General features: G+C 72.3%; 18 protein-coding genes. 8 read left to right on the top strand and 10 right to left on the bottom strand.

Going from position 1 to position 23,256, the window contains the following annotated elements; genetic code table 11:
• The first annotated feature begins 7 nt into the window (after nucleotides 1–7).
• Nucleotides 8–799, top strand: a complete 792-nt coding sequence (locus tag ACFV9H_RS22165) for a metal-dependent hydrolase (RefSeq protein ID WP_385400819.1) — start codon at nucleotides 8–10, stop codon at nucleotides 797–799.
• 59 nt (nucleotides 800–858) lie between these two features.
• On the opposite strand, the gene helR is transcribed toward ACFV9H_RS22165, so the two are convergent.
• The 5 genes from helR to ACFV9H_RS22140 all read right to left on the bottom strand — a co-directional run bounded on the left by helR (nucleotide 859) and on the right by ACFV9H_RS22140 (nucleotide 10,375).
• Nucleotides 859–3,015 (bottom strand): RNA polymerase recycling motor ATPase HelR, encoded by a 2,157-nt coding sequence (gene helR / locus ACFV9H_RS22160; protein WP_385400816.1) that lies wholly within the window; start codon nucleotides 3,013–3,015, stop codon nucleotides 859–861.
• 144 nt (nucleotides 3,016–3,159) lie between these two features.
• The gene (locus ACFV9H_RS22155; RefSeq protein WP_385400813.1) at nucleotides 3,160–4,941 is read right to left on the bottom strand and encodes an ABC transporter ATP-binding protein; all 1,782 of its coding nucleotides are present in this window, start codon (nucleotides 4,939–4,941) and stop codon (nucleotides 3,160–3,162) included.
• Nucleotides 4,938–6,776, bottom strand: a complete 1,839-nt coding sequence (locus ACFV9H_RS22150) for an ABC transporter ATP-binding protein (protein ID WP_385400811.1) — start codon at nucleotides 6,774–6,776, stop codon at nucleotides 4,938–4,940. Before ACFV9H_RS22150 ends, ACFV9H_RS22155 begins: the two co-directional genes overlap by 4 nt.
• 160 nt (nucleotides 6,777–6,936) lie before the next feature.
• Nucleotides 6,937–9,873: an FAD-binding and (Fe-S)-binding domain-containing protein gene (locus tag ACFV9H_RS22145; protein WP_385400808.1), complete on the bottom strand. Its 2,937-nt coding sequence runs from the start codon at nucleotides 9,871–9,873 to the stop codon at nucleotides 6,937–6,939.
• Between the two features lie 49 nt (nucleotides 9,874–9,922).
• A complete protein-coding gene (locus ACFV9H_RS22140; protein WP_385400805.1) occupies nucleotides 9,923–10,375 on the bottom strand; it encodes a MarR family winged helix-turn-helix transcriptional regulator in 453 nt (150 codons plus the stop codon).
• 112 nt (nucleotides 10,376–10,487) lie between these two features.
• Here ACFV9H_RS22140 and ACFV9H_RS22135 point away from each other — a divergent pair, with 112 nt between their 5' ends.
• The 3 genes from ACFV9H_RS22135 (at nucleotide 10,488) to ACFV9H_RS22125 (ending at nucleotide 14,246) form a co-directional block, all read left to right on the top strand.
• Nucleotides 10,488–12,323, top strand: coding sequence for an ABC transporter ATP-binding protein (locus ACFV9H_RS22135; protein ID WP_385400801.1), 1,836 nt, complete (start codon nucleotides 10,488–10,490; stop codon nucleotides 12,321–12,323).
• Between the two features lie 63 nt (nucleotides 12,324–12,386).
• Nucleotides 12,387–13,232 carry an endolytic transglycosylase MltG gene (mltG, locus tag ACFV9H_RS22130; protein WP_385400798.1) on the top strand — a complete coding sequence of 282 codons (846 nt, stop codon included), beginning with the start codon at nucleotides 12,387–12,389 and terminating at the stop codon, nucleotides 13,230–13,232.
• Between the two features lie 69 nt (nucleotides 13,233–13,301).
• Nucleotides 13,302–14,246, top strand: a complete 945-nt coding sequence (locus ACFV9H_RS22125) for a hypothetical protein (protein WP_385400796.1) — start codon at nucleotides 13,302–13,304, stop codon at nucleotides 14,244–14,246.
• An 18-nt stretch (nucleotides 14,247–14,264) separates the two neighbouring features.
• On the opposite strand, the gene ACFV9H_RS22120 is transcribed toward ACFV9H_RS22125, so the two are convergent.
• From ACFV9H_RS22120 to ACFV9H_RS22100, 5 genes are all read right to left on the bottom strand, one after another.
• Nucleotides 14,265–15,353 (bottom strand): FAD-dependent oxidoreductase, encoded by a 1,089-nt coding sequence (locus tag ACFV9H_RS22120; protein WP_385400794.1) that lies wholly within the window; start codon nucleotides 15,351–15,353, stop codon nucleotides 14,265–14,267.
• 87 nt (nucleotides 15,354–15,440) lie between these two features.
• Nucleotides 15,441–16,811, bottom strand: a complete 1,371-nt coding sequence (locus ACFV9H_RS22115; protein ID WP_385400791.1) for a cytochrome P450 — start codon at nucleotides 16,809–16,811, stop codon at nucleotides 15,441–15,443.
• Nucleotides 16,812–16,929: 118 nt separating this feature from the next.
• Nucleotides 16,930–17,607, bottom strand: coding sequence for an HAD family hydrolase (locus tag ACFV9H_RS22110; protein WP_385400789.1), 678 nt, complete (start codon nucleotides 17,605–17,607; stop codon nucleotides 16,930–16,932).
• A gap of 45 nt (nucleotides 17,608–17,652) precedes the next feature.
• Nucleotides 17,653–18,132, bottom strand: coding sequence for an Lrp/AsnC family transcriptional regulator (locus ACFV9H_RS22105; RefSeq protein ID WP_385400787.1), 480 nt, complete (start codon nucleotides 18,130–18,132; stop codon nucleotides 17,653–17,655).
• 25 nt (nucleotides 18,133–18,157) lie between these two features.
• The gene (locus tag ACFV9H_RS22100; RefSeq protein WP_385400784.1) at nucleotides 18,158–18,925 is read right to left on the bottom strand and encodes a YoaK family protein; all 768 of its coding nucleotides are present in this window, start codon (nucleotides 18,923–18,925) and stop codon (nucleotides 18,158–18,160) included.
• 24 nt (nucleotides 18,926–18,949) lie between these two features.
• On the opposite strand from ACFV9H_RS22100, the gene ACFV9H_RS22095 reads away from it, so the two are divergent.
• The 4 genes from ACFV9H_RS22095 (at nucleotide 18,950) to ACFV9H_RS22080 (ending at nucleotide 23,253) form a co-directional block, all read left to right on the top strand.
• Nucleotides 18,950–19,543, top strand: a complete 594-nt coding sequence (locus ACFV9H_RS22095) for a histidine phosphatase family protein (RefSeq protein ID WP_385400782.1) — start codon at nucleotides 18,950–18,952, stop codon at nucleotides 19,541–19,543.
• Nucleotides 19,544–19,593: 50 nt separating this feature from the next.
• Complete coding sequence (locus ACFV9H_RS22090; RefSeq protein WP_385400779.1) at nucleotides 19,594–21,111, top strand: APC family permease; 1,518 nt, start codon at nucleotides 19,594–19,596, stop codon at nucleotides 21,109–21,111.
• A gap of 9 nt (nucleotides 21,112–21,120) precedes the next feature.
• On the top strand, nucleotides 21,121–21,540 hold the full coding sequence (locus tag ACFV9H_RS22085; RefSeq protein ID WP_385400776.1) for a universal stress protein: 420 nt from the start codon (nucleotides 21,121–21,123) through the stop codon (nucleotides 21,538–21,540).
• A gap of 75 nt (nucleotides 21,541–21,615) precedes the next feature.
• The gene (locus ACFV9H_RS22080) at nucleotides 21,616–23,253 is read left to right on the top strand and encodes a cytochrome b N-terminal domain-containing protein (RefSeq protein ID WP_385400775.1); all 1,638 of its coding nucleotides are present in this window, start codon (nucleotides 21,616–21,618) and stop codon (nucleotides 23,251–23,253) included.
• The last annotated feature ends 3 nt before the right edge of the window (nucleotides 23,254–23,256 follow it).

Genomic DNA, 23,256 nt, shown 5'->3' with positions numbered 1-23,256 from the left:
AACGACCATGATGGGTCCGGCGCACTCACTGTCCGGGGCAGCGGCCTGGCTGGGGGTGGGCGCCGCGACCGCGGCCGCGGGGCACCCCATGCCGTGGCCGGTCCTCGTCGTCGGCGCACTGATCTGCGCGGGAGCGGCACTCGCCCCCGACCTCGACCACAAGTCGGCGACGATCTCGCGTGCCTTCGGCCCGCTGTCACGCGGCCTGTGCGAGGTGGTCGACAAGATCTCCTACGCCGTCTACAAGGCAACCCGCTCCAAGAAGGACGCCCGCCGCACCGGCGGCCACCGCACCCTGACGCACACCTGGCTCTGGGCCGTCCTGATCGGCGGCGGCGCCTCCGTGCTCGCCGTCACCGCCGACCGCTGGGGCGTGCTCGCGCTGCTCTTCGTCCACCTGGTACTCGCGGTCGAAGGCCTGCTGTGGCGGGCCGCCCGGATGTCCAGCGACGTCCTGGTCTGGCTGCTCGGCGCCACCAGCGCGTGGATCCTGGCCGGGGTCCTCGACCAGCCGGGCAACGGGGCGAACTGGCTGTTCACCGGTACCGGCCAGGAGTACCTCTGGCTCGGCCTGCCGATCGTGCTCGGGGCCCTGGTCCACGACATCGGCGACGCGCTGACCGTGTCCGGCTGCCCGGTCCTGTGGCCCCTTCCGATCGCGGGCAAGCGCTGGTACGCGCTCGGCCCGCCGAAGGCGATCCGCTTCCGGGCCGGCAGCTGGGTGGAGCTCAAGGTCCTGATGCCGGTGTTCGTCCTGCTGGGCGGCTTCGGCGGAGCCTCGGCCCTCGGCTTCATCTAGTGCGGCGCCGGCCCGGGTGGCCGCCGTCGTGACACCACGACGGCGGCCACCGGCCTGCGTCAGGAGCTCGTGAGGATGACGAGCTGCCGGGTCGCCCGGGTCATCGCGACGTAGCGGTCGACCGCCCCTTCCACGCCCTCGCCGAACGTCTCCGGGTCGACGAGGACGACCAGGTCGAACTCGAGCCCCTTCGACAAGGTCGGCGTCAGCGACCGGACGCGGGACGTCGCCCGGAACCCGGGAGCACCGATGACGCAGGCGATCCCTTCGGCATGGGCGGCGAGCCAGGTGTCGAGGACCGAGTCCAGGTCCGAAACGGATCCGCGGACGACGGGAACGCCACTGCTGCGGATGGAGGTCGGCACGTTGGCGTCCGGGAGCACGGATCGGATGACCGGCTCGGCCTCCGCCATGACCTCCTCCGGCGTCCGGTAGTTGATGCTCAGGGAAGCCAGGTCGATCCGGTCCAGCCCGATCCGCTCGAGCCGCTCCTGCCACGACTCCGTGAACCCGTCCCTCGCCTGGGCCCGGTCCCCGACGATCGTGAAGCTCCGGGACGGGCAGCGGAGCAGCAGCATCTGCCACTCCGCGTCCGTCAGTTCCTGCGCCTCGTCCACGACGATGTGCGCGAACGGACCGGCCAGCAGGTCCCGGTCGGTACCGGGCAGCGCGGTCTCGTCGATCAGGCTGTCCTGCAGGTCCTTGCCGCGCAGCATCGTCACCGCGCCCTCGCCATCGGCGTCGGCTTCGAGGACGCTGTCGATGACGTTGGCCAGGCGCGCGCGTTCGGCGGCGACGGCGGCCTCGTGGCGGCGCTTGCGCTTCGACGCCTCCGGGTCGCCGAGCCGCTGCCGCGCGGCGTCCAGGAGGGGCAGGTCCGACACCGTCCAGGCGTGGGCGTCCGCGCGCTGCAGCTTCGCGACGTCATCGGGCCCCAGCCAGGGAGCGCACTTGCGCAGGTAGGCGGGTACGGACCACAGGTCGCCGACGAGGTCGGTCGCCTCGAGCATCGGCCACGCGTTGTTGAGCGTCGTGACCAGCTCCCTGTTCTGCCGAAGGGACCTGTGGAACAGCTGGGGGGAGACCTCGTCGCCGTCGTGCTTGTCCAGCAGGATCGTGGCCAGCTCCTCCCAGATCAGGTCGCGCGCCTCATTGTGCGGAGTGCCCGGTTCCGGTGCTTCGAACGCCGCGGCCCAATCCTCGGGGCTCAGCCAGATGTCGGACCAGTGGGTCTCGACCCACATCCCCTTGGCGGGCGGCTCCTCGTAGAGGGCGACGGCCGGTTCGACCGCCTTCACCATGTCCGCGGACGACTTCAGGCGGGCCACGTCCGGGTCTATCTCGACGGGTGCGCCGGCGCCCTCGTCGACGAGGTCTCGCACGGTGCAGGTCTGCACGCCCTCCTCGCCGAGGCTGGGCAGGACGTCGGCGACGTAGTCCAGGTAGGGCCGATGCGGACCGACGAACAGCACGCCGCCGCGACGGTGACCGAGGCGGGGGTCGGAGTAGAGGAGGTGCGCCGTGCGGTGCAGCGCGACGACGGTCTTGCCCGTACCCGGGCCGCCGTCGACGACGAGGGCGCCGCGGGATCCGGCCCGGATGATGGCGTCCTGGTCGGCCTGGATGGTGCCGAGCACGTCGCGCATCCGGGACGAGCGGTTGCCGCCCAGGCTCGCGATGAACGCGGACTGGTCGTCGAGCGCGGCGTGCCCTTCGAGCCCGTCGGCGTTGAACACCTCGTCCCAGTAGTCGGTGATTCGGCCGTGCGTCCAGCGGTACCTGCGGCGGCTCGTCAGACCCATCGGGTTGGCGTGGGTCGCCGCGAAGAACGGCTCGGCCGCGGGCGAGCGCCAGTCGAGCAGCAACCGGCGTCCCGTGCTGTCGGTCAGGCCGAGCCGTCCGATGTACACGGGCTCGGGGCTGTCCGTGTCGACGATGCGTCCGAGGCAGAGGTCCAGGCCGAAGCGGCGCAAGGCGCGCAGGCGACCGGTGAGCCGGTGGATCTCCGTGTCCCGGTCCATCGCCTCCCGGCCGATGCCGCCCGGCGCCCGGCGCGCGGCGTCGAGACGGTCGGACACCTCGGCAATCGACTGCTCCAGGCTCTCGGCGATGGCTGCGAAGTGCTGCTCGTCGCCCTTGATCAGCGTGGGGTCGGCCTTGGGCGAGAGGTGATCGGGAAGGTCGAACGCGCTGGTGGTACGGGTCGAAGCTCGCACTGAGTGAATCTCCCATGTCCGCAGGATCTGGCTTAGGCCGCTGATTCTGCGTCATGATCAGGGCCTTGCCGCAAGCCCCCCACTGCGCTATAAGTTGAGAGTGGCAAGGAGCGGGTTTCCCCCTTGCCCACTCTCCAAGCGCACTCACCCGTGCCAGGACCGCCACAGTGCCGCGTACGCGCCGTCGGCCGCCACCAGCTCGTCGTGCGAGCCGAGTTCGCTGATCCGACCACCCTCGACCACCGCGATCACGTCCGCGTCGTGCGCGGTGTGCAGTCGGTGGGCGATGGCGATGACCGTACGGCCGTCCAGCACCCGCGCCAGCGAACGCTCCAAGTGCCGGGCCGCGCGCGGGTCCAGCAGCGATGTCGCCTCGTCCAGCACCAGGGTGTGCGGGTCCGCCAGCACCAGCCGGGCCAGCGCGATCTGCTGTGCCTGCGCCGGAGTCAGCGCCGTGCCGCCGGAGCCCACCTCGGTGTCCAGGCCGGCCTCCAGGGCCCGGGCCCAGCCGTCCGCGTCCACCGCGCCCAGAGCCGCCCACAACTCGGCGTCCCCGGCGCCCGTCCGCGCGAGGCGGAGGTTGTCCCGCAGCGAGCCGACGAACACGTGGTGCTCCTGGTTGACCAGCGCCACGTGCTCGCGCACCCGCTCCGCGGGCATCCGCGCCAGTCGCGCCCCGCCGAGCGTGACCTCGCCGGTCCGGGGCGCGTAGATGCCCGCGAGCAGCCGCCCCAGGGTGGACTTGCCCGCGCCCGAAGGGCCGACGAGCGCCATCCGGGTGCCCGGCGGCACGGCCATCGACACCTCGTGCAGGACGTCCACGCCCTCCCGGTAGCCGAAGTGGACCGAGTCTGCCCGTACCTCCCGGCCCTCGGGCGCCACCGTCGCGTCGCCCGCGTCCGGCTCGATCTCCCGTACGCCCACCAGCCGGCCCAGCGAGACCTGAGCCACCTGCAGTTCGTCGTACCAGCGCAGGATCAGCCCGATCGGGTCGACCATCATCTGCGCCAGCAGTGCGCCCGTGGTCAGCTGCCCCACCGACATCCAGCCCCGCAGCACGCAGTAGCCGCCGATCATCAGCACCGAGCCGAGGATCGTCACGAACGTCACGTTCACGACGGGGAACAGGACCGTCCGCAGGAAGAGCGTGTACCGCTCCCACGCGACCCACTGCGAGATCCGCCGTTCCGACCGCGCGATCCGCTCCGGCCCGAGGCGGTGCGCCTCGACCGTGCGGCCCGCGTCCACCGTCTCCGTCAGCGCGGCGGCGACCGCCGCGTAACCGGCGGCCTCCGAGCGGTACGCCGAAGGCGCCCGCTTGAAGTACCAGCGGCAGCCGATCACCAGCACCGGCAAGGCCACCAGCGAGGCCAAGGCCAGCGGCGGCGCGGTGACCGCGAGCGCCCCGAACAGCAGCGACACCCACACCACGCCGATGGCCAGTTGGGGCACGGCCTCCCGCATGGCGTTGGCCAGCCGGTCGATGTCGGTGGTGATGCGCGACAGCAGGTCCCCGGTACCGGCCCGCTCCAGCACGCCCGGCGGCAGGCCCACCGACCGCACGAGGAAGTCCTCGCGCAGATCGGCCAGCATCTCCTCGCCGAGCATCGCCCCGCGCAGCCGTACCAGCCGGACGAAGAACGACTGGATGGCGAGAGCCAGCGCGAACAGCAGGGCCACGCGCCCCAGATGGAGATCGCGCGCCCCCGCCGCGAGGTCGTCCACGACCCGGCCCAGCAGGTACGGGCCGACCATGGAGGCGATCACCGCGACCGCGTTGACGCCCACCAGCGCCAGGAAGGCACGCCGGTGGCGTCGGAACAGGCCGCGCACATAGCCCCGTACGGTCGCCGACGTGCCCACGGGCAGGGTCGCGGCCGTCTCGGGGGCCGCCGGGTCGTACTCCGGCGGCGCCACGCCGATCATGCGGATTCCTCGATCTCTGTGAGTTGTTCTTCCAGATCCGTCAGGCGGAGCGTGGCGAGCCGCTGCTCCTCTTCCGTCTCGCGGGTGACGACCGCCCGGTAGAGCGGTTCGGCGCCCAGCAGTTCGCGATGGGTGCCGACCGCCGCCACCGTGCCCCCGTCGATCAGGACCACCCGGTCGGCGCGGTCCAGCAGCAGTGGTGAGGACGCCAGCACCACCGTGGTCCGGCCGGCGCGCAGGGCGGCCACCCCTTCGGCGATCCGCGCCTCGGTGTGCGAGTCGACCGCCGAGGTCGGCTCGTCGAGGACCAGCACCTCCGGGTCGGTGACCAGGGACCGGGCCAGCGCGAGTCGCTGTCGCTGCCCACCGGACAGCGACCGGCCGCGCTCGGTGATCCGCGCGTCCATCGGGTCGTCCACCCCGTCCGGCGCCGCCTGCAGCAGAGCGTCCAGCACGTCCGCGCACCGGGCGGCCGCCAGCGCGTCGCCGGAGTCCACCGCCCCGGAGGCCGGTACGTCGAACAGTTCCCGCAGCGTCCCGGACAGCAGCACCGGATCCTTGTCCTGTACGAGGACCAGCCGGCGCGCGTCGTCCAGTACGAGTTCGTCCAGCGCGACCCCGCCCAGCAGCACCGAGGGCCCACCGGCCGCGTCGGCGGCCGGGTCCGTCGGATGGCCACCGAGGCGTTCCGCGAGCCGGCCCGCCAGGTCCGGGTCCCCGCACACCACGGCGGTGAACCGGCCCGCGGGGGCCAGCAACCCGGTCTGCGGGTCGTACAGGTCCCCGCCCGGAGCGGGCGGCTGCGGCGCCTCGGCGAGCGAGGTGCGCTCGGCGGCCTCGTGCCTGGTCAGCGAGAGCACCCGGGCGGCCCGCTTGGCGGAGGGGCGCGAGAAGGAGTACGCCATGGCGATCTCCTCGAAGTGGCGCAGCGGGTACAACATGGTCGCCACCGCGCTGAACGCCGCGACGAGTTCACCGACCGCGATGCGGCCGTCCAGGACGAGCGTGGCGCCGTACCAGACCACCGTGATCAGCAGCGCCCCCGGCAGCAGCACCTGGATCGCGGAGATCAGCGCCCACATCCGGGCACTGCGCACGGCGGCCTCGCGGACCTCCTGCGAGGCCTCGCGGTAGCGGCCGAGGAAGAGTTCCTCGCCGCCGATGCCGCGCAGGACGCGCAGGCCCGCGACGGTGTCGGAGGCCAGCTCGGTGGCCTTGCCCGCCTTCTCCCGCTGGATGTCGGCGCGCTTGGTGGCGCGCGGCAGCAACGGGAGCGAGGCCAGGGCGATCAGAGGCACGCCGACCGCGACGACCACGCCCAGCTCGGGCGCGTAGAACAACAGGCCGACACAGACGAGGACGATCGCGAAGACGGCCGCGAGGAATCGGGAGACCGCCTCGACGAACCAGCCGATCTTCTCCACGTCGCCGGTGGACACCGCGACCACCTCGCCCGCCGCGACCCGGCGGGTCAGGGCGGAGCCGAGCTCGGCGGTCTTGCGCGCGAGCAGCTGCTGCACGCGTGCGGCGGCGGTGATCCAGTTGGTGACGGCCGTGCGGTGCAGCATGGCGTCACCCAGCGCGATGGCGACGCCGATCAGGACGAGCAGCGCGCCGACGAGCAGCAGCCGGCCGGAGTCGCGCTCGACCACCGCGTCGACGCCCAGGCCCACCGCGTACGGCAGCCCGGCGATGCCCGAGAAGTGCAGCATCCCCCAGGCCAGGCTCTTGAACTGGCCGCCGAGTTGACCGCGCCCCAGCCAGAGCAGGAAACGGGGGCCGGAGCGAGCGTCGGGTACCCCGGGATCCGGATACGGAAGATCGCTGATCTGCATGACGCCCCATGACTGGTCGAGTGGTCCAAACCGTGCAAGGTTCGCCTTCCGGATCCGCGCCGGGCAATCGATTTTCCGTGGGCATCGGCCTTCCACGAAGAGGTTTGCGGACTCGGGGGGCCGCGTAGCACCTGGTCAGGAGGGTCGCGCACACCGGCGCTCACGGTCGGGTGGCGCGCTCCAGTTCGAGCAGGGCCGAGTGGTAGCCCCGGCCCGTCGCCCGGTCCATGCCCACCTCGCACATCCTGTTCGCCGACAGGTGCGCGTCGAAGTCCCGCGCCGTCACCTCCGCCGCCTCGCGAGCCGTCGCCGAGGCCGTCAGCTCCGGATGCAGCATGCCCCGGTCGCCGGCGAAGGCGCAGCAGCCCGCGTCGTCCGGGACCACCACCTCGTCCGCGCAGGCCTCGGCGACCGCCCGCAGGTGCGCCTCGTCGCCCAAGTGCCGCATCGAGCAGGTGGGGTGGAGCACCGCCGAGCCGACCGTGCCCCGGATCTCCAGGTGCGGCAGCAGCTCGTCCGCCGCCCACACGATCGAGTCGATGATCCGCAACTCGGCGTGCAGCGCCCGGTTGTCGTCCGTCAGGTAGGGCACCACCTCGTGCGCGATGCCCAGGGTGCAGGAGGAGGCGTCGACGACCAGTGGCAGCCGGCCTCCCGCCGTCCAACCCCAGGCCGCCTCCACGATCCGGTTGGCCATCACCCGGTTGCCGGACTCGTAGCCCTTGGAGTGCCAGATGGTCGCGCAGCACGTGCCGTTCACGTCGCGGGGAATCCACACCGGCTTCCCGGCCCGCTCCGAAACGGCCACCACCGCCTCCGGCAGGGAGGGGCCGGGCCGGCCCTCGGGCCCGCCGAAGACGCGGTTGACGCAAGCCGGGTAGTACACGGCAGAGGCGCCCACCCGCCGCGTCGGCGGCAGTTTCCGTGCGGCCGCCCCGGGGATCCGCGGCAGCCACTGCGGAACGAGGTCCGGGCGCACGGCCTTGCGCGCGGCTCCCGTCACCGCCGTGAGCAGCCCGTCCCCGACCCGGTCCGTGATCGTGGCGGCGGCGGCCACGGCCAGTCGGGCGGCGGCCTCGACGGCCTTGAACCGGCGTGCGACGAGCGCGGCGGCCGCCTCCTCGCGCGGACTGTGCCGGCGGTGGCGGAAGTCCTTCATCAGCGCGCCGGTGTCGATGCCGACCGGGCAGGCGAGCTTGCAGGTGGAGTCGCCCGCGCAGGTGTCCACCGCGTCGTAGCCGTAGGAGCCCAGCAGCCCGTCCAGCACGGGGGAGCCCGGCTGCTGGCGCGTCATCTCGCGGCGCAGCACGATCCGCTGGCGCGGAGTGGTCGTCAGGTCCTCGCTGGGGCAGGTCGGTTCGCAGAAACCGCACTCGATGCACGGGTCGGCCACCGCCTCCACCCGCGGAATCGTCTTCAGGCCGCGCAGATGGGCCTGAGGGTCGCGGTCGAGGAGGATGCGCGGGGCGAGCACCCCGTCCGGGTCGACGACCCGCTTGGTGCGCCACATCAGCTCGGTGGCCCGCGGGCCCCACTCCAGTTCCAGGAACGGCGCCATGTTGCGGCCGGTGGAGTGCTCGGCCTTCAGGGAGCCGTCGAACCGCTCCACCGTGAGCCGGCAGAAGGCGTCCATGAAGGCCCCGTACCGCTCCACGTCGGCCGGGTCGGAGGCGTCAAAGGCGAGGAGGAAGTGCAGGTTGCCGTGGGCCGCGTGACCGGCGACGGCGGCGTCGAAGCCGTGCTCCGCCTGGAGTTCGAGCAGCGCATCGCAGGCCTCCGCCAGCCGGGACGGCGGTACCGCGAAGTCCTCGGTGATCAGGGTGGTGCCGGAGGGGCGGGCCCCGCCGACGGCGGTGACGAAGGCCTTGCGGGCCTTCCAGTAGCCGTTGATGGTGTGCGCGTCCCGGGTGAAGGCGTTGGTGACCGAGGCCGCCGGCGCCACCAGGTCCAGCCCGGACAGCACTTGGGCCGCGCGCCGCTCACAGGCGGCCCGCCCCTCCTCGTCCGGGGCCCGGAACTCCACGAGCAGGGCGGTGGTGTCCTTGGGCAGACCGGCCCAGTCGGCGGGTACGCCCTCGACGCTGACCGAGGCGCGCAGGGTGTTGCCGTCCATCAGCTCGACGGCGATGGCGCCCGCCTCGTTGAAGAGCGGCACGGCCGCGGCCGCCGCGGGCAGCGACGGGAAGAACAGCAGGGCGGAGCAGAGTGCGCGGTCGAGGGGGAGGGTGTCGAAGACGACCTCGGAGATGAATCCCAGGGTGCCCTCCGAACCGACCATCAGACCGCGCAGGATCTCCACGGGGGTGTTGCCGTCGAGGTAGGCGTCGAGGCGGTAGCCGGTGGTGTTCTTGATCTCGTACTTGGCGCGGATCCGGGCGACGAGGGCGGCGTCGGCCTCGATCTCCTTCTTGATCTCCATCAGCCCGCGGCACAGGGCCGGTTCGGCGCGCGCCAGCTCCTCGTCGGCGAGCGGGTCGGCCGTGTCCACGACGGTGCCGCCGGGCAGGACGAAGGTCAGGGAGGAGAGCGTGCGGTACGAGTTCCTCGTGGTGCCCGCGGTCATGCCGGACGCGTTGTTCGCGACGACCCCGCCGAGGGTGCAGGCGATGGCACTGGCCGGGTCGGGTCCGAGGATCCGGCCGTGCCGGGCAAGGGCGGCATTGGCCCGCACGACGGTGGTGCCGGGCTGGATCCGGGCCCTCCGGCCCCCGTCAAGGACTTCGATCCCGGCCCAGTGGCGGCGTACGTCCACCAGGATGTCCTCGCCCTGGGCCTGGCCGTTGAGCGAGGTCCCGGCGGCGCGGAAGACCACCTCGCGCTGTCTGCCGTGGGCGTAGGAGAGCACCGCGGAGACGTCGTCGATGTCCTCGGCGATCACCACGACCTGCGGTACGAAGCGGTAGGGGGAGGCGTCCGAGGCGTAGCGGATCAGGTCGGAGACCTTCCACAGCACCTTCTCGGCGCCCAGCAGCTCGATCAGCTCGGAGCGCAGCGGCTCCGGGGTGCCGCCCGACCGGTGCTCGGGGACCCGGTCGTGGGCGGGGCCGCCGATGCCGCGCGGGCGCATGGCCCCCGGCTTCGGTTCCAGCAGCGGCATGTGCGACCCCTCGCCTCGCTCGCGGCCGGCGCGGGTGTGGCCGGCCTGTTCAGCAGCGGCGCTCCGCCGGGGCGTCCGACAGGGCGTTCAGCAGGCCGCCGAGCACCTCGCGCTGGTCGGCGGTCAATGGAGCCAGGATCTCCTCTGCCGCGTCGGTTCGCGCGTTGCGCAGACGGCGCAGCGTGGCGCGGCCGGTATCGGTGAGCTCGATCCTGATGACACGGCGGTTCACCGGGTCGGGCGCGCGGCGTACGCACTCGGCCGCCTCCAAGCCGTCCACGAGGGTGGTCACCGCGCGGGGGACCACCTCCAGGCGGGCGGCGAGGTCCGCCATCCGGGGCGGCTGCTCGTCCTCGTAGTGCGAGACGAGGCGCAGCAGTCGACTCTGGGCGGGAGTGATCCCGAGCGGCTCCATGTGGCGCTTCTGGATCCGGTGGAGCCTGCGCGTCAGGCGGAGGAGCTGCTCGGCGAGGAGGCGATCTGTGTCGGAGGCGGAGCTCATGCCGGGAACAATATCAGGACGCCGTTCATTGTGAGTATAGGTAACAATCACCTATGCTCCAATGGCCCCGGGTCTACGAAGACCCGGACTCCCGACCCCCGAGAGGGTGCCCATGCCGCACGACGAACCGAAGTGGACCCCATCGAAAGATCCCCTCGACCCGACCCGACCCGCCCCCGCCGAACAGCCGCGGGAGCTGCGCCGCATCGTGGGGCTCTTCCGGCCCTACCGCGGCCGGCTCGCCGTCGTCGGCCTGCTCGTCGGCGCCTCCTCGCTGGTCGGCGTCGCCTCGCCGTTCCTGCTCAAGGAGATCCTCGACGTCGCGATCCCGCAGGGCCGCACCGGGCTGCTCAGCCTGCTCGCGCTCGGCATGATCCTGACCGCCGTCGTCACCAGCGTCTTCGGCGTGCTCCAGACCCTGATCTCCACCACGGTCGGTCAGCGCGTCATGCACGACCTGCGCACCGCCGTCTACGCCCAGCTCCAGCGGATGCCGCTGGCCTTCTTCACCCGGACGCGCACCGGCGAGGTGCAGTCCCGGATCGCCAATGACATCGGCGGCATGCAAGCCACCGTCACCTCCACCGCGACTTCGCTCGTCTCGAACCTGACGGCCGTCATCGCCACCGTCGTCGCCATGCTCGCCCTCGACTGGCGGCTCACCCTCGTCTCGCTGCTCCTGCTCCCCGTCTTCGTGTGGATCAGCCGCCGCGTCGGCCGCGAGCGCAAGCGGATCACCACGCAGCGCCAGCGGCAGATGGCCGCCATGGCCGCGACGGTCACCGAGTCGCTGTCGGTGAGCGGCATCCTGCTCGGCCGCACGATGGGCCGCTCCGAATCGCTCACGGCCGCCTTCGCCGAGGAGTCCGAGAAGCTCGTCGGCCTCGAAGTGCGCTCCAGCATGGCCGGGCGTTGGCGGATGTCCACCATCGGCATCGTCATGGCCGCCATGCCCGCGCTCATCTACTGGGCGGCCGGCATAGCCCTGCAGACGGGCGCCCCCTCGCTCTCCGTCGGCACCCTCGTCGCCTTCGTCACCCTCCAGCAGGGCCTCTTCCGGCCCGCCGTGAGCCTGCTGTCGACCGGAGTGCAGATACAGACCTCGCTCGCCCTGTTCGCCCGCATCTTCGAGTACCTCGACCTGCCGGTGGACATCACCGAGCGCGAGGGCGCGGTGCGCATCGACCGGGCCAAGGGCGAGGTCACGTTGGAGGGCGTGGACTTCGAGTACGACGCCAAGAGCGGGCCGACCCTCTCCGGCATCGACATCACGGTCCCGGCCGGCGGCTCCCTGGCCGTGGTCGGCCCCACCGGCTCCGGGAAGAGCACGCTCAGCTACCTGGTGCCCCGGCTCTACGACGTCACGGGCGGCCGGGTCGCCCTCGACGGGGTGGACGTGCGCGACCTCGACTTCGACTCGCTGGCCCGCTCCATCGGCGTGGTCTCCCAGGAGACCTACCTCTTCCACGCCTCGGTCGCGGACAACCTGCGCTTCGCCAAGCCGGACGCCACGGACGAGGAGATCGAGGAGGCGGCGCGCGCGGCCCAGATCCACGACCACATCGAGTCCCTGCCCGACGGGTACGCGACCCTGGTCGGCGAGCGCGGCTACCGGTTCTCCGGCGGGGAGAAGCAGCGGCTCGCCATCGCCCGTACCATCCTGCGGGACCCGCCGGTGCTGATCCTCGACGAGGCCACCAGCGCCCTGGACACCCGCACGGAGCACGCCGTCCAGCAGGCCATCGACAACCTGTCCGCGGGCCGCACCACCATCACCATCGCCCACCGGCTCTCCACCGTGCGCGACGCCGACCAGATCGTGGTCCTGGACAAGGGCCGGATCGCCGAGCGCGGTACGCACGAGGAGCTGCTCAAGGCGGACGGCCGGTACGCGGCCCTGGTCCGCCGGGACCGGGACCTCACCCAGTTGGCCCCGGTGCGCGTGTGATCGTATGACCGGCGCACCGGCTGGGTGCCGGGAATGTCGCGCTCGGCGCGTTAGCGTTCCCGCATGCGTCATGAGTACCTGCCGCCGCAGCGCCGTTCCCGGCTCACCCGCCGGGGTCGGCTGGCGCTCTTCCTCACCGCACTGCTCACGATCGGCGCGGTGGTCCTGATCCCGATGTTCCGGGGCGAACCGGTGCCGGAAACCCCGCGCCGGCTGGTGATCCCCGAGGGCTGGCGGGCCCCGCAGGTCTACGCCGCCGTGGACCGCGAACTTCGGCTTCCGGCGGGCTCCACCAAGGCGGCGGTGGCCACGGCGGGCCTGCCCCTGCCGGCGGAGGCCAAGGGCAATCCGGAGGGCTACCTCTTCCCGGCCACCTATCCGGTGACCTCGAAGACCACCCCGGCCGCGCTCCTCGCGCACATGGTGAGCACGGCGAACGAGAAGCTCGCCACCCGGGCCGTCGCGGACGGCGGCAAGGCCCACGGCATGACCCCGTACCAGACGGCCACGCTGGCCAGCATCATCGAAGCGGAGGCCGATGGCCGCGCCGACATGGGCAAGGTGGCCAGGGTGGTGCACAACCGGCTGGCGAAGTCGATGCCGCTCCAGATGGACTCCACCATCAACTACGCGCTGAACCGCAGCACGGTGGACACCAAGCTGAGCGAGACGCGCATCGACAGCCCCTTCAACACGTACGAACGACAGGGACTGCCACCCACGCCCATCGACAGCCCCGGGCTGGCGGCCATGGCGGCCGCGGTCGCCCCGACGCCCGGCGACTGGCTGTTCTTCGTCACCGTGAAACCGGGGGACACCCGCTTCTCGGCGACGTACGACGAACACAAGAAGCACGTGGCGGAGTTCAACCGGCTGCGCGCCAAGGCGGGCCCCGCCGCCGGGAAATGAGGGGCGGCGGACTCCACGACGGTTCTAAGATCGGCGGCCTGCCGAGTACGTGGACCGAGGGGGCGAACCGTGAAATGGCCATGGAGAGCGAAGACGAGGGCTGAAGCGAAGGCCGGAGCGGACGCGGAAGCGGGCGCGGGAACGACGGACGGGCCCGCGGCCGAGGAGGACTCGTTCGGGAAGCTCATTCGGGAGCGCAGGGACGCGGCCGAAAAGGCCGCCGCGGCCGCCGAACGGGAAGGGCGCCGGCGGATGGTCGAGCGGTGGGGCGACCGCGTGGTCGACTGGCAGGACTGGCTGGCCCGTTCCCCCACCGGAGTGGACCTGCTGCACTGGTGGTTCGACGAGGCCGAACTGACCTCCCTGGTCGGCGAGGAGCGGTACGTGGAACGGCTGGGAGAACTGCTCTCGCAGGCTTCGGCGCGCGACATCGCGGCGATGGGGCTCGGCTGCACCCGGCGCGTCGACCGGGCCTGCCGTTTCGCCGATATCTGCAGCCAGGATCCGCCGCCGGGCGAGAAGCTCGCGAACTATCGGCACGGGGGGATACCCGGGGCGTGCAGCAGCTTCATCGACTGCTTTTCCAAGCACGAGATCGACGTGACCTTCGCCGACGGCGACGAGCACCGATCGGTGCTCCTGTTCCGCGACCATCCGGGCGAAGCCCGGCTCTGGGTGGACGGCGTGCGCGTGGGGGAGGGCGAATGGCTGGACAAGGGCGGTTTCTGGGAGGACGAGCGCTTCTTCACCATCCGGATCGAGGGCCCCAAGGACCACCCGGAGCAGGGACTCGGCCCCATCGGCAACCAGCTCTACAACATCGTCTCGCTCCTGATCCACGACGCGCGGCGGGGCACCACGCGAAAACTCGTCCCGGAGGCCACCGAGAGCTGGACCGATCCCGTTCTGGACGTGCGGGACGGGGAGGGTTGGGTGTACCCGACCAGGGAGGCCCGCGCGGCCGGTGGCACCCCGGACCGGGTGTTCCCCATCGATGAACCGGAGGCCGATTGAGGGGCGGCGGCGCGGCGCTCAGGCCACCGGGACCGGGACCGGGTCGAAGGCCCGTTCGCGGGTCAGCAGCCGGCGGATCTCGCGGACCGCGGCGCCGCCCGCGCGGTTGGCGCCGATGGTGGACGCCGAGGGGCCGTAGCCGACCAGGTGGACCCGCTCGTCGCGGACGGCCCTGGTCCCCTCGACACGGATGCCGCCGCCCGGCTCGCGCAGGCGCAGCGGCGCCAGGTGGTCGACGGCCGCGCGGAATCCGGTGGCCCACAGGATGACGTCGGCGTCCACCCGGCTCCCGTCCGCCCAGGCGGCGCCCGTGGCGGTGATGCGCTCGAACATCGGGCGCCGCTCCAGCACCCCCGAGTCCAGCCCGGCCCGGACCACCTCGTTCAGCGGGAGTCCCGTCACGCTGACCACGCTCTGCGGCGGCAGCCCCTGTCGGACCCGCTCGTCGACGAGGGCCACCGCCGCCCGGCCCTCGGCCTCGCCGAAGCTCCCCTCGCGGAAGACCGGGGGCCGTCGGGTCACCCAGGTGGTCTCCGCCGCCACTTCGGCGATCTCCAGCAGGTGCTGCACCGCGGAGGTGCCGCCGCCCACGACGATCACCCGCGCCCCGGCGAACTCCCGCGGCCCCGGGTAGTTCGCCGTGTGCAGTTGGCGGCCGCGGAAACTCTCCTGGCCCGAGTAGCGCGGCCAGAACGGCCGGTCCCAGGTCCCGGTGGCGTTGATCAGGGCCCGGGGCGACCAGATGCCGTCCGAGGACTCCACCCGCAGCCGGCCGCCGTCCCCCACGCGTACCGCCGAGACGTCCACGGGACGCCGTACGCGCAGGTCGAAGCGGTCCTCGTAGGCGGCGAAGTACTCCGCGATCACCTCCGATGAGGGCCGCCCGGCGTCCGCGCCCGTGAGTTCCATGCCGGGCAGGGCGTGCATCCCGTGGACTTTGCCGTAGGTGAGGGAGGGCCAGCGGAACTGCCAGGCCCCGCCCGGGCGGGGCGCGTGGTCCAGGACCACGTGCTCGATCCCCGTCCGGGCGAGGTGGTAGGCGCTGGACAGGCCCGCCTGCCCCGCGCCGATGACCACCACGTCCACGTCCCGCGAGATTTCGTTCACGGTTCTACCAACTCGCGAGGCGTGCGGGATCTTCCCGCGATCGTCGGGGCGCCTTCGGGGCGCCGTCGGGGCGCCTTCGGGGTGCCGTCAGGGCGTCGTCAGGGTCGCCAGCACCGGGGTCTTCGGCTGCAGGGTGAGTCCCGGGAAGACCCCGGCCCGTCCGGAGCCGCTGTCCAAGTGGAACCGCTGCGCCAGTACGGCCAGCACGAGCGCCGCCTCCACCAGCGCGAACCGCGCCCCCAGGCAGGCCCGGGGCCCGCCGCCGAAGGGGAACCAGGCGTGATCCGGGACGGCGTGCGGGGCGTCCGCGTCCCATCGCTCCGGGCGGAAGGCCTCCGGATCCGGGAACCAGCGCGGATCCCGGTGCATCGACCACGGGCTGACCCACACCGAGGTCCCTGCGGGCACCGGACGCCCGCCGATGCTCGTGTCCTGCGCGGCCACCGCCGAGATCAGCCAGATCGGCGGATAGATCCGCAGCGCCTCCTTGACCACCTGCCGGGTCCACGGCAGCCGCGCGTAGTCGTCGTACGTGGGCAGCCGCCCGCCGAGTACCCGGTCCAGCTCCTGCGTCAGCCGGGCCCGTGCCGCGGGCGCGCCCGACAGCAGCTGCCAGGCCCAGGTCAGCGTGGTCGAGGTGGTCTCGTGTCCGCCGATGTAGAGGGTGATCGACTCGTCGCGCAGCTCCTTGCGGGAGAGCGGGCCGCCGTGTTCGTCGCGGGCGGCGAGCAGCCGGCTCAGCAGGTCGTCCCGCTCCGCGCCGGCGCTCGACGCGGCCTCGTGCGCGCGTATGACGTGCTCGATCTCCCGGTCGAGGACCGCCACCGCCTGCCGCATCCGGCGCCGGCCGGGCGTGCGCACCCAGGGCGGCAGGAACAGCGTCACCCCCCGGAACTCGGCCCCCAGCTCGCGCTGCGCCGTGGCCATGGCGGCGCTGATGGGCGCCTCACGGCCGGCGGCGTCGCTGCCGAACAGGGTGCGCACCGCGATCCGTTGGGTGAGCCCGGCCATCTCCCGGTGCACGTCGATCTGGTCGCCCTCGTGCCAGGTCCCGGCCAGCGCGTCTGCGCACTCCACCATCGTGGCGGCGTACGAGCGTACTTGGCGCGGCCGTACGGCGGGCTGGACCAAGGCCCGTTTGCGCCGCCAGTCGTCCCCCTGGGCGACGACCACGCCCTCGCCCAGCAACTGGCGGAAGGCCCAGCCCAGTTCCGTCGGCCTGAAGGTGGACTCCACCGCCCCCAGCAGTTCGCCGACGTGCTCGGGCCGGGAGGCCAGCACGTTGCGCTGAGGGCCGAGCGCCCAGGGGACCCAGTCCCCGTGGTCGTCGCGCAGGGACTCGAAGAAGGCCAGCGGATCGCGGGCGAAGGCCGGCAGGTTGCCGAGCAGGGGCCAGCGGCGCGGCCCGCCGCTCGCGGTGTCGGGGGGCTGGGTGGCCGGGGACTGGGTCGAGGTCACGCGGGCATGGTGGCAGCCGTCCCCGCAGAGCACCAGAGTGCGGACCGCCCCGGCCGGGCGGCTCGTGCGGTCGGCGCGGGCCGGCCGATCGTGGTCCGGCCGGGCGGCTCGTGCGGGGTCAGGCGGCCCGCAGTGACGTCAGCCAGTCGTGCGCCGCGTCCGCGCTGAACTCGCCCTGCCCGCCCGGGAAGAGGAGCCCGGCGTCCGCGAAGGCCGGGTCGTGCGCGGTCTCCACCACGTACGGGATCGCCACGCATTCCATGCCGGCGGCGTGGGCGGCCCGTGCCCCCGGCGCCGCGTCCTCGACGACCACGCAGTCGGCGGGCCGCGCGCCCAGCCGCCGGGCCGCCTCCAGGAACACGTCCGGGGCGGGCTTGCCGTGGGCGACCTCCTCGGCGGAGACCACCAGGCTCAGCATCGCGTCCAGACCGGTGCCCGCCAACACGGCGTCGATCGCCTCGCGCGAGGAGCCGGAGGCCACCGCCATCGGAACGCCCTCGGAGTGCAGCCGCTCGACGAACTTGCGCATCTCCGGGAAGGTCTCGGTCTCGGTGCGGGCCAGCTCCAGGTAGGCGGCGTTCTGTTCGGCGAGCAGTTGCTCGACCGGCGCCTGGATCCCGTGGCGGTCCCGGAGGATCTCCAACGTCTCCAGGGTGCCGATTCCGATGAAGCGGGAGTGCTCCTCCCACGTGAAATCGGGGACCCCGTGCCGCTCCAAGGTGCGGCGCCCGGACTCGTAGTAGTTCGGCTCGCTGTCCACGAGGGTGCCGTCGAGATCGAATATGACGGAAATCATCCGCTGCGCCCGTCCTGCCGGTCGTGTCCTGTCTAGACCATCCTGTCAGGTTTTGCGGGCGGCCCGTCCCACCGACTCCACCAGCGGCAACAGCCGATGCGGGACCCGTTCGCGCAGGGCCACCTCGGTACGGGTGCGGACCACACCCGGGAGCCGGATCAGCCGCTGGATCACGTCCTCCAGATGCGCGTTGTCCCGGGCCGCCACCCGCGTCAGCAGGTCCCCGCCGCCGGTGATCGAAAAGGCCTCGATGATCTCGGGCACGGCCGCGAGGGCGTCACCGACGTCGTCCAGGTGCCCCTGCGTGACCTCGATGTGGACGAAGGCCAGCACCGGATGGCCCAACGCGGCGGGAGAGAGCACCGGACCCGTCCCCGTGATCACCCCGGTGCGTTCCAGCCGGTCCAGCCGGGCCTGGAGGGTGCCGCGCGCGACACCGAGGATCCGGGCGTACTCACGGACGCTGGTGCGCGGCTGCTCGATCAGCAGGCGCAGGATTCTCGTGTCGAGCTCGTCCACCGCCATGCCGTGACTGTACCAATGGCCCAGGTCAGCCGGATCCTTTGCCGCCACGGAGCTGCCCCGAGTGCAGTCGGGGCTGTCCCAGCTCGGCCGCGGCCGACGCCAGCACCAGCGCTGCGACCGGCAGCAGCAGCCGGCCCACGGTCCATTCGGCCCCTACCAGCAGTGCCCCGAGGAACCCGCCGGCGAACATGCCCAGTACCGACAGGCCGCGCAGCTCCCAGGCGGCGGTCCCGTATCCGAAGGCGCCGGCCTGGCCCATCGCCGATCCCCCGAAGAAGGCGGTCATGGACCGGGTGATCAGCGTCGTCGGCACACCCGGCAGGTGCGCCCGCATGATCGTGAGCGTGCGGATGCCCATGGCGAGCGACAGGACGGCCGTCACGACCAGGTGGCGGGCGGTCGGAGCCCCGTAGCGCGGCTCCAGGCCCCAGCCGATGCCGGCGGCGCTCAGGATCAGCACGGCCTCGACGGTGAGCCCGATGATGAACCAGCGCCGCCCCCGTGCCTCCGTCGCCGACTCCATCAGCGCCCCGCACAGCACCCCGAGGACGAAGGCGGCCAGCGAGACCCCGGAGGGCAGCGCCGGCAGTTCGCCCGCGCGAGCGGCCCCGAAGGCCAGGAACAGCACGTTGCCGGTCTGCATCGCCGTGAACACCGGCCCGAGCGCGAGCAGGCTCACCGCTTCCACCAGCCCCGTCGCCACCGTCAGTGCGATCATCAGTGCGGGCAGCCGCGACCCCTCGTCCATGACGCCCGACAGTGACACGCCCGCCGGGCCCCACCACGCCGACATGCCGGAAGACATAGGGTCCCGAGAATGAGCGACCTGTTGCTGGTGAGGCACGGAGAGACGGCCTGGAGCGCCGACGGGCGGCACACCGGACTCACCGACGTTCCGCTGACCGCGCGCGGCGTCGAGGAGGCCATCTCGCTGGCGCCCTTCTTCCAGGACCGCCGGCCGGCCCTGGTGCTGACCAGCCCGCTGCGCCGGGCCGTCGCCACGGCCGAGCTCGCCGGCCTCACCGACGGAGTCACCGACCCCGACCTGTACGAGTGGGACTACGGCGGCTACGAGGGCGTCACCACCGCGGAGATCCGGCGGACCGTCCCCGACTGGTCCCTGTGGACCCACGGCGTCCCGCCGGGCGACGCCACGCACCCGGGCGAGAACGCCACCCAGGTGGGCGCCCGCGCGGACCGCGCCCTGGCCCGCATCGCCCCCGTGCTCAGCGCGGACGAGGGCAACGTGGTGGTCGTCGCCCACGGGCACTTCCTGCGCGTCCTCACCGCCCGCTACCTGGGCCTGGACCCCGCCGAAGGGCGGCTGTTCCTGCTGCGCACCGGCACCGTCAGCATGCTCTCCACGGAACACGGCCTCCCGGTGATCGCGGGCTGGAACACCCACCCCTGACGGGCGGTACCCGCCTCGCGCGGCGCCGCAGGGTGCGTGACGATTCGTACATGGTCCACGACGGTGCGAGCGGTGGCGAAGCGGGGGACGGCGACGGCAACCCCGAACCAGGGCTCAAGGCGAACGCGATCGGTTTTCTCGACGCCCTGGTCATCGGCCTGAACTCGACCTCGCCCGCCTACTCCCTCGCCGCCGTCATCGGGCCGATCGTCGCCCTGGCCGGGATCTACGCGCCGGGCGTGATGCTGGCGTCCTTCGTGCCGATGCTGCTCATCGCCGCCGCCTTCTACTACCTCAACAAGGTCGACCAGGACTGCGGCACGACCTTCTCGTGGGTCACCCGGGCCATGGGGCCCTGGGCGGGCTGGCTCGGCGGCTGGGCCATCGCGATGACGGGCGTACTCGTCATCGGCTCCCTGGCCGACGTGGCCGTCCAATTCGGGCTGCTCGCCGCAGGGCTGGACAGCTGGGCCTCCAACGAGGCGATCCGTCAGGGGCTCGCCGTCGCGGTGATCCTCGTGATGACCCTGATCTGTGTCATCGGCACCGAGCTGTCCGCCCACCTGCAGGACGTCCTCATCCTCGCCCAGGTGTTCTTCCTCCTGGTCTTCGCGGTCGTGGCCATCTACCGCATCTACGCCGGCACCAGCACCCTCGACTCGATCGAACCGACCATCGACTGGCTCAACCCCTTCGGCGCGGGCGGCGCCGCGCTCACCGGCGGCCTGCTGCTGGGCGTGTTCATCTACTGGGGCTGGGAGTCGGCGGTCAACCTCACCGAGGAAGTCGAGAACTCCGCGACCGCGCCAGGCAAGGCCGGCATCTGGTCGACCGTCGTCCTGCTCGTGACCTACCTGTCCGTGGGCTTCGCGGTCGTCGGCTACGCCGGCACCGCCTTCCTCGCCGAGAACGCGGCCGAGGAGGAGGCCGTGTTCGCCGTACTCGCCCACGAGGTCATGGGCGGCTGGGACTGGGTGGTGCTCGCCGCCGTCTGCACCTCCGCGCTCGCCTCCACCCAGACCACGATCATCCCCGCCTCCCGCACCGCGCTGTCCATGGCCCGCCGGCACGCGCTGCCGCACCATCTCGCGCACATCCACCCGCGTTTCCTGACCCCGAACGTCAGCACCTGGTGGGTGGCGGCCATCGCCATCGGCTGGTACCTCGTCGTCAACCAGATCAGCGAGAACGCCCTCCTGGACTCGCTGACCGCGCTCTCCCTGCTCATCGCCTTCTACTACGCGCTCACCGGCCTGGCCTGCGCCATCTACTACCGCCGCCACCTGCTGGAGACCCCGCGCAACTTCCTGCTCATCGGCGCCGGCCCGGTGATCGGCGCCGGCCTGTTGATCTGGCTGCTCGTGGAGTCGGTCCACGACATGTCGAACCCGGAGAACTCCGCCGGCGGCGTCTCCTGGTTCGGTCTCGGCCCGCCGCTCGTCATCGGGATCGGCATCGCCGTAGTCGGCGTGCTCGTCATGTGCTATTGGCGGCTGCACGACGGCCGGTTCTGGCGGGAACGGCGGGGCGTGGCCGACCCGGACCTCGTCCACGGCCGGAAGAACTGAGGAGGCCTCATGTCCGTGGTCCTGGGGTACGACGAGTCGCCCGGCGCGGAGCGGGCCCTGCACGTGGCGCTGGAGGTGGCCACCGCCTTCGGGGAGCCCCTCGTCCTCGTCTACGGCGCGGCCGCCCCGGGCTCGACCGGCGAGGAGTACCGGGCCCACCGGGAGGCCGTCCGCCAGGCGGGCCGCGCCGCCCTCGCGCACGCCGTCGAGGCCGCCGACGAGGCCGGGGTCCCCTCGACGGTCGAGGTGGTCGACGAGAAACCGGCCCAGGCCCTGCTCGACGCGGCCGAGCGCCACCACGCGCGCGTCATCATCGTCGGCAGCTGGGGCGACAGCCCGATCCGGGGCGCCCTCCTGGGCTCCACCCCGCACAAGCTCCTGCACCTGTCACCGGTGCCGGTCCTGTGCGTGCCCACGGACGACGGCTGACCTCGTGTCTTGATTGATAGCAAAGAGTGAGATTCGGTAGCTTTGCGTGCATTCCGTTCGGAGGAGGTGCATGCCGTGCCGGGTCCGACGCGGAAGGCGCAGCGCGCGGTGGCGCGCGGAGTGGGGGCACTGGACGCGCGGCTGCCGCTGTCGGAAGTGGCGCGGACGGGCGTGCGCAAGATCTTTCCCGACCACTGGTCGTTCCTGTTGGGCGAGCTGGCGCTGTACAGCTTCCTCGTCCTGCTGTTGACCGGCGTGTTCCTCACCTTCTTCTTCGATCCGTCGATGCGGGAGACGCCCTACCAGGGTTCCTACGAGCCGCTGCAAGGCGTGCTCATGTCGCAGGCCTACCTCTCCACCGTGAGGATCAGCTTCGACGTCCGGGGCGGGCTGCTGATCCGCCAGATCCACCACTGGGCCGCCCTGCTCTTCGTGGCCGCCATCGGGGTGCACATGCTCCGGGTGTTCCTCACCGGAGCCTTCCGCCGCCCGCGCGAAGTCAACTGGACGGTGGGCGTGACGCTGTTCCTGCTGGCGCTGCTGGAGGGATTCGCGGGCTACTCGCTCCCCGACGACCTGCTGTCGGGCACCGGGCTGCGGATCGCCCAGGGGATCATGCTGTCGATCCCGCTCGTCGGCACGTACCTGAGCCTCTTCGCCTTCGGCGGCGAGTTCCCGGGGACCGACATCGTCTCCCGGCTCTACCCCGTGCACATCCTGCTGGTCCCCGGCCTGCTGACCGGGCTGATCACCGTGCACATCCTGCTCGTCGTCACCTTGAAGCACACGCAGTGGCCGGGGCCCGGCAGGACCGGCCGCAACGTCGTCGGCCTGCCCTTCTTCCCCCAGTACACGGCCAAGTCCGCCGGCCTGTTCTTCGCCGTGTTCGGGGTGCTCGCCGCGCTCGGCGCCGTCGCGCAGATCAACCCCATCTGGACCTACGGCCCCTACCGCGCGGACGTGGTCTCCATCGGCTCCCAGCCCGACTGGTACGTCGGGTTCCTGGAAGGCGCCCTACGGTTGATGCCCGGCCTGGAAACCCGACTGTGGGGCCACACGATCGCGTGGAACGCGCTGGTGACGGCCGTACTGCTGCCCGGTGCGCTCTTCGCGGTCCTGTACGCCTACCCCTACTTCGAACGCTGGATCACCGGCCCGACCGGGGAGCGGCACCTCTGCGACCGTCCGCGTGACCGGCCCGTCCGCACGGGCCTGGCCGCGGCGGCCGTCTCCTGCTACGCCGTACTGCTCCTGGCCGGGGGCCAGGACATCCTGGCGTTCGTCTTCGACGTGCCGGTGCACGGCCTGACCTGGGCGCTGCGCATCGCGTTCTTCCTCGTACCGGTGGCCGTCTTCTGGCTCACCCGGCGGCTGTGCCTGGCCCTGCAATGGCGCGAGCGGCGGCTGCTGACGGACGGTGAGGAGTCCGGCCTCGTCCTCCAAGGCGCCGAAGGCGGCTTCCACCCGCAGCACCGGGCCCTCACGCCCACCGAGCGGTACGCCGTGCTCGCCCGGGAGCGGCCCCGGCCGGTGGAGCCCGCCGAGGACGCCGGCCGCGCGGGGCCCGGAAACCGGCGCGGCCGTCTCCGGGCGGCCCTCAGCGCCTGGTACTACCAGGACCGCGTCCGCTACCCGGCGACCGCCGAACAGCTACGGAAGACCGCCGAGACCACCGCGGGCCCGGACCGGGAGCGGTCCTCCGAGGACGGCTGACCC

This window comes from Streptomyces sp. NPDC059874, assembly GCF_042731135.1.
Classification (GTDB): Bacteria; Actinomycetota; Actinomycetes; order Streptomycetales; family Streptomycetaceae; genus Streptomyces.
Note: the sequence above shows the minus strand (reverse complement) of the source record. Positions and strands in the feature narration are given on the sequence as shown.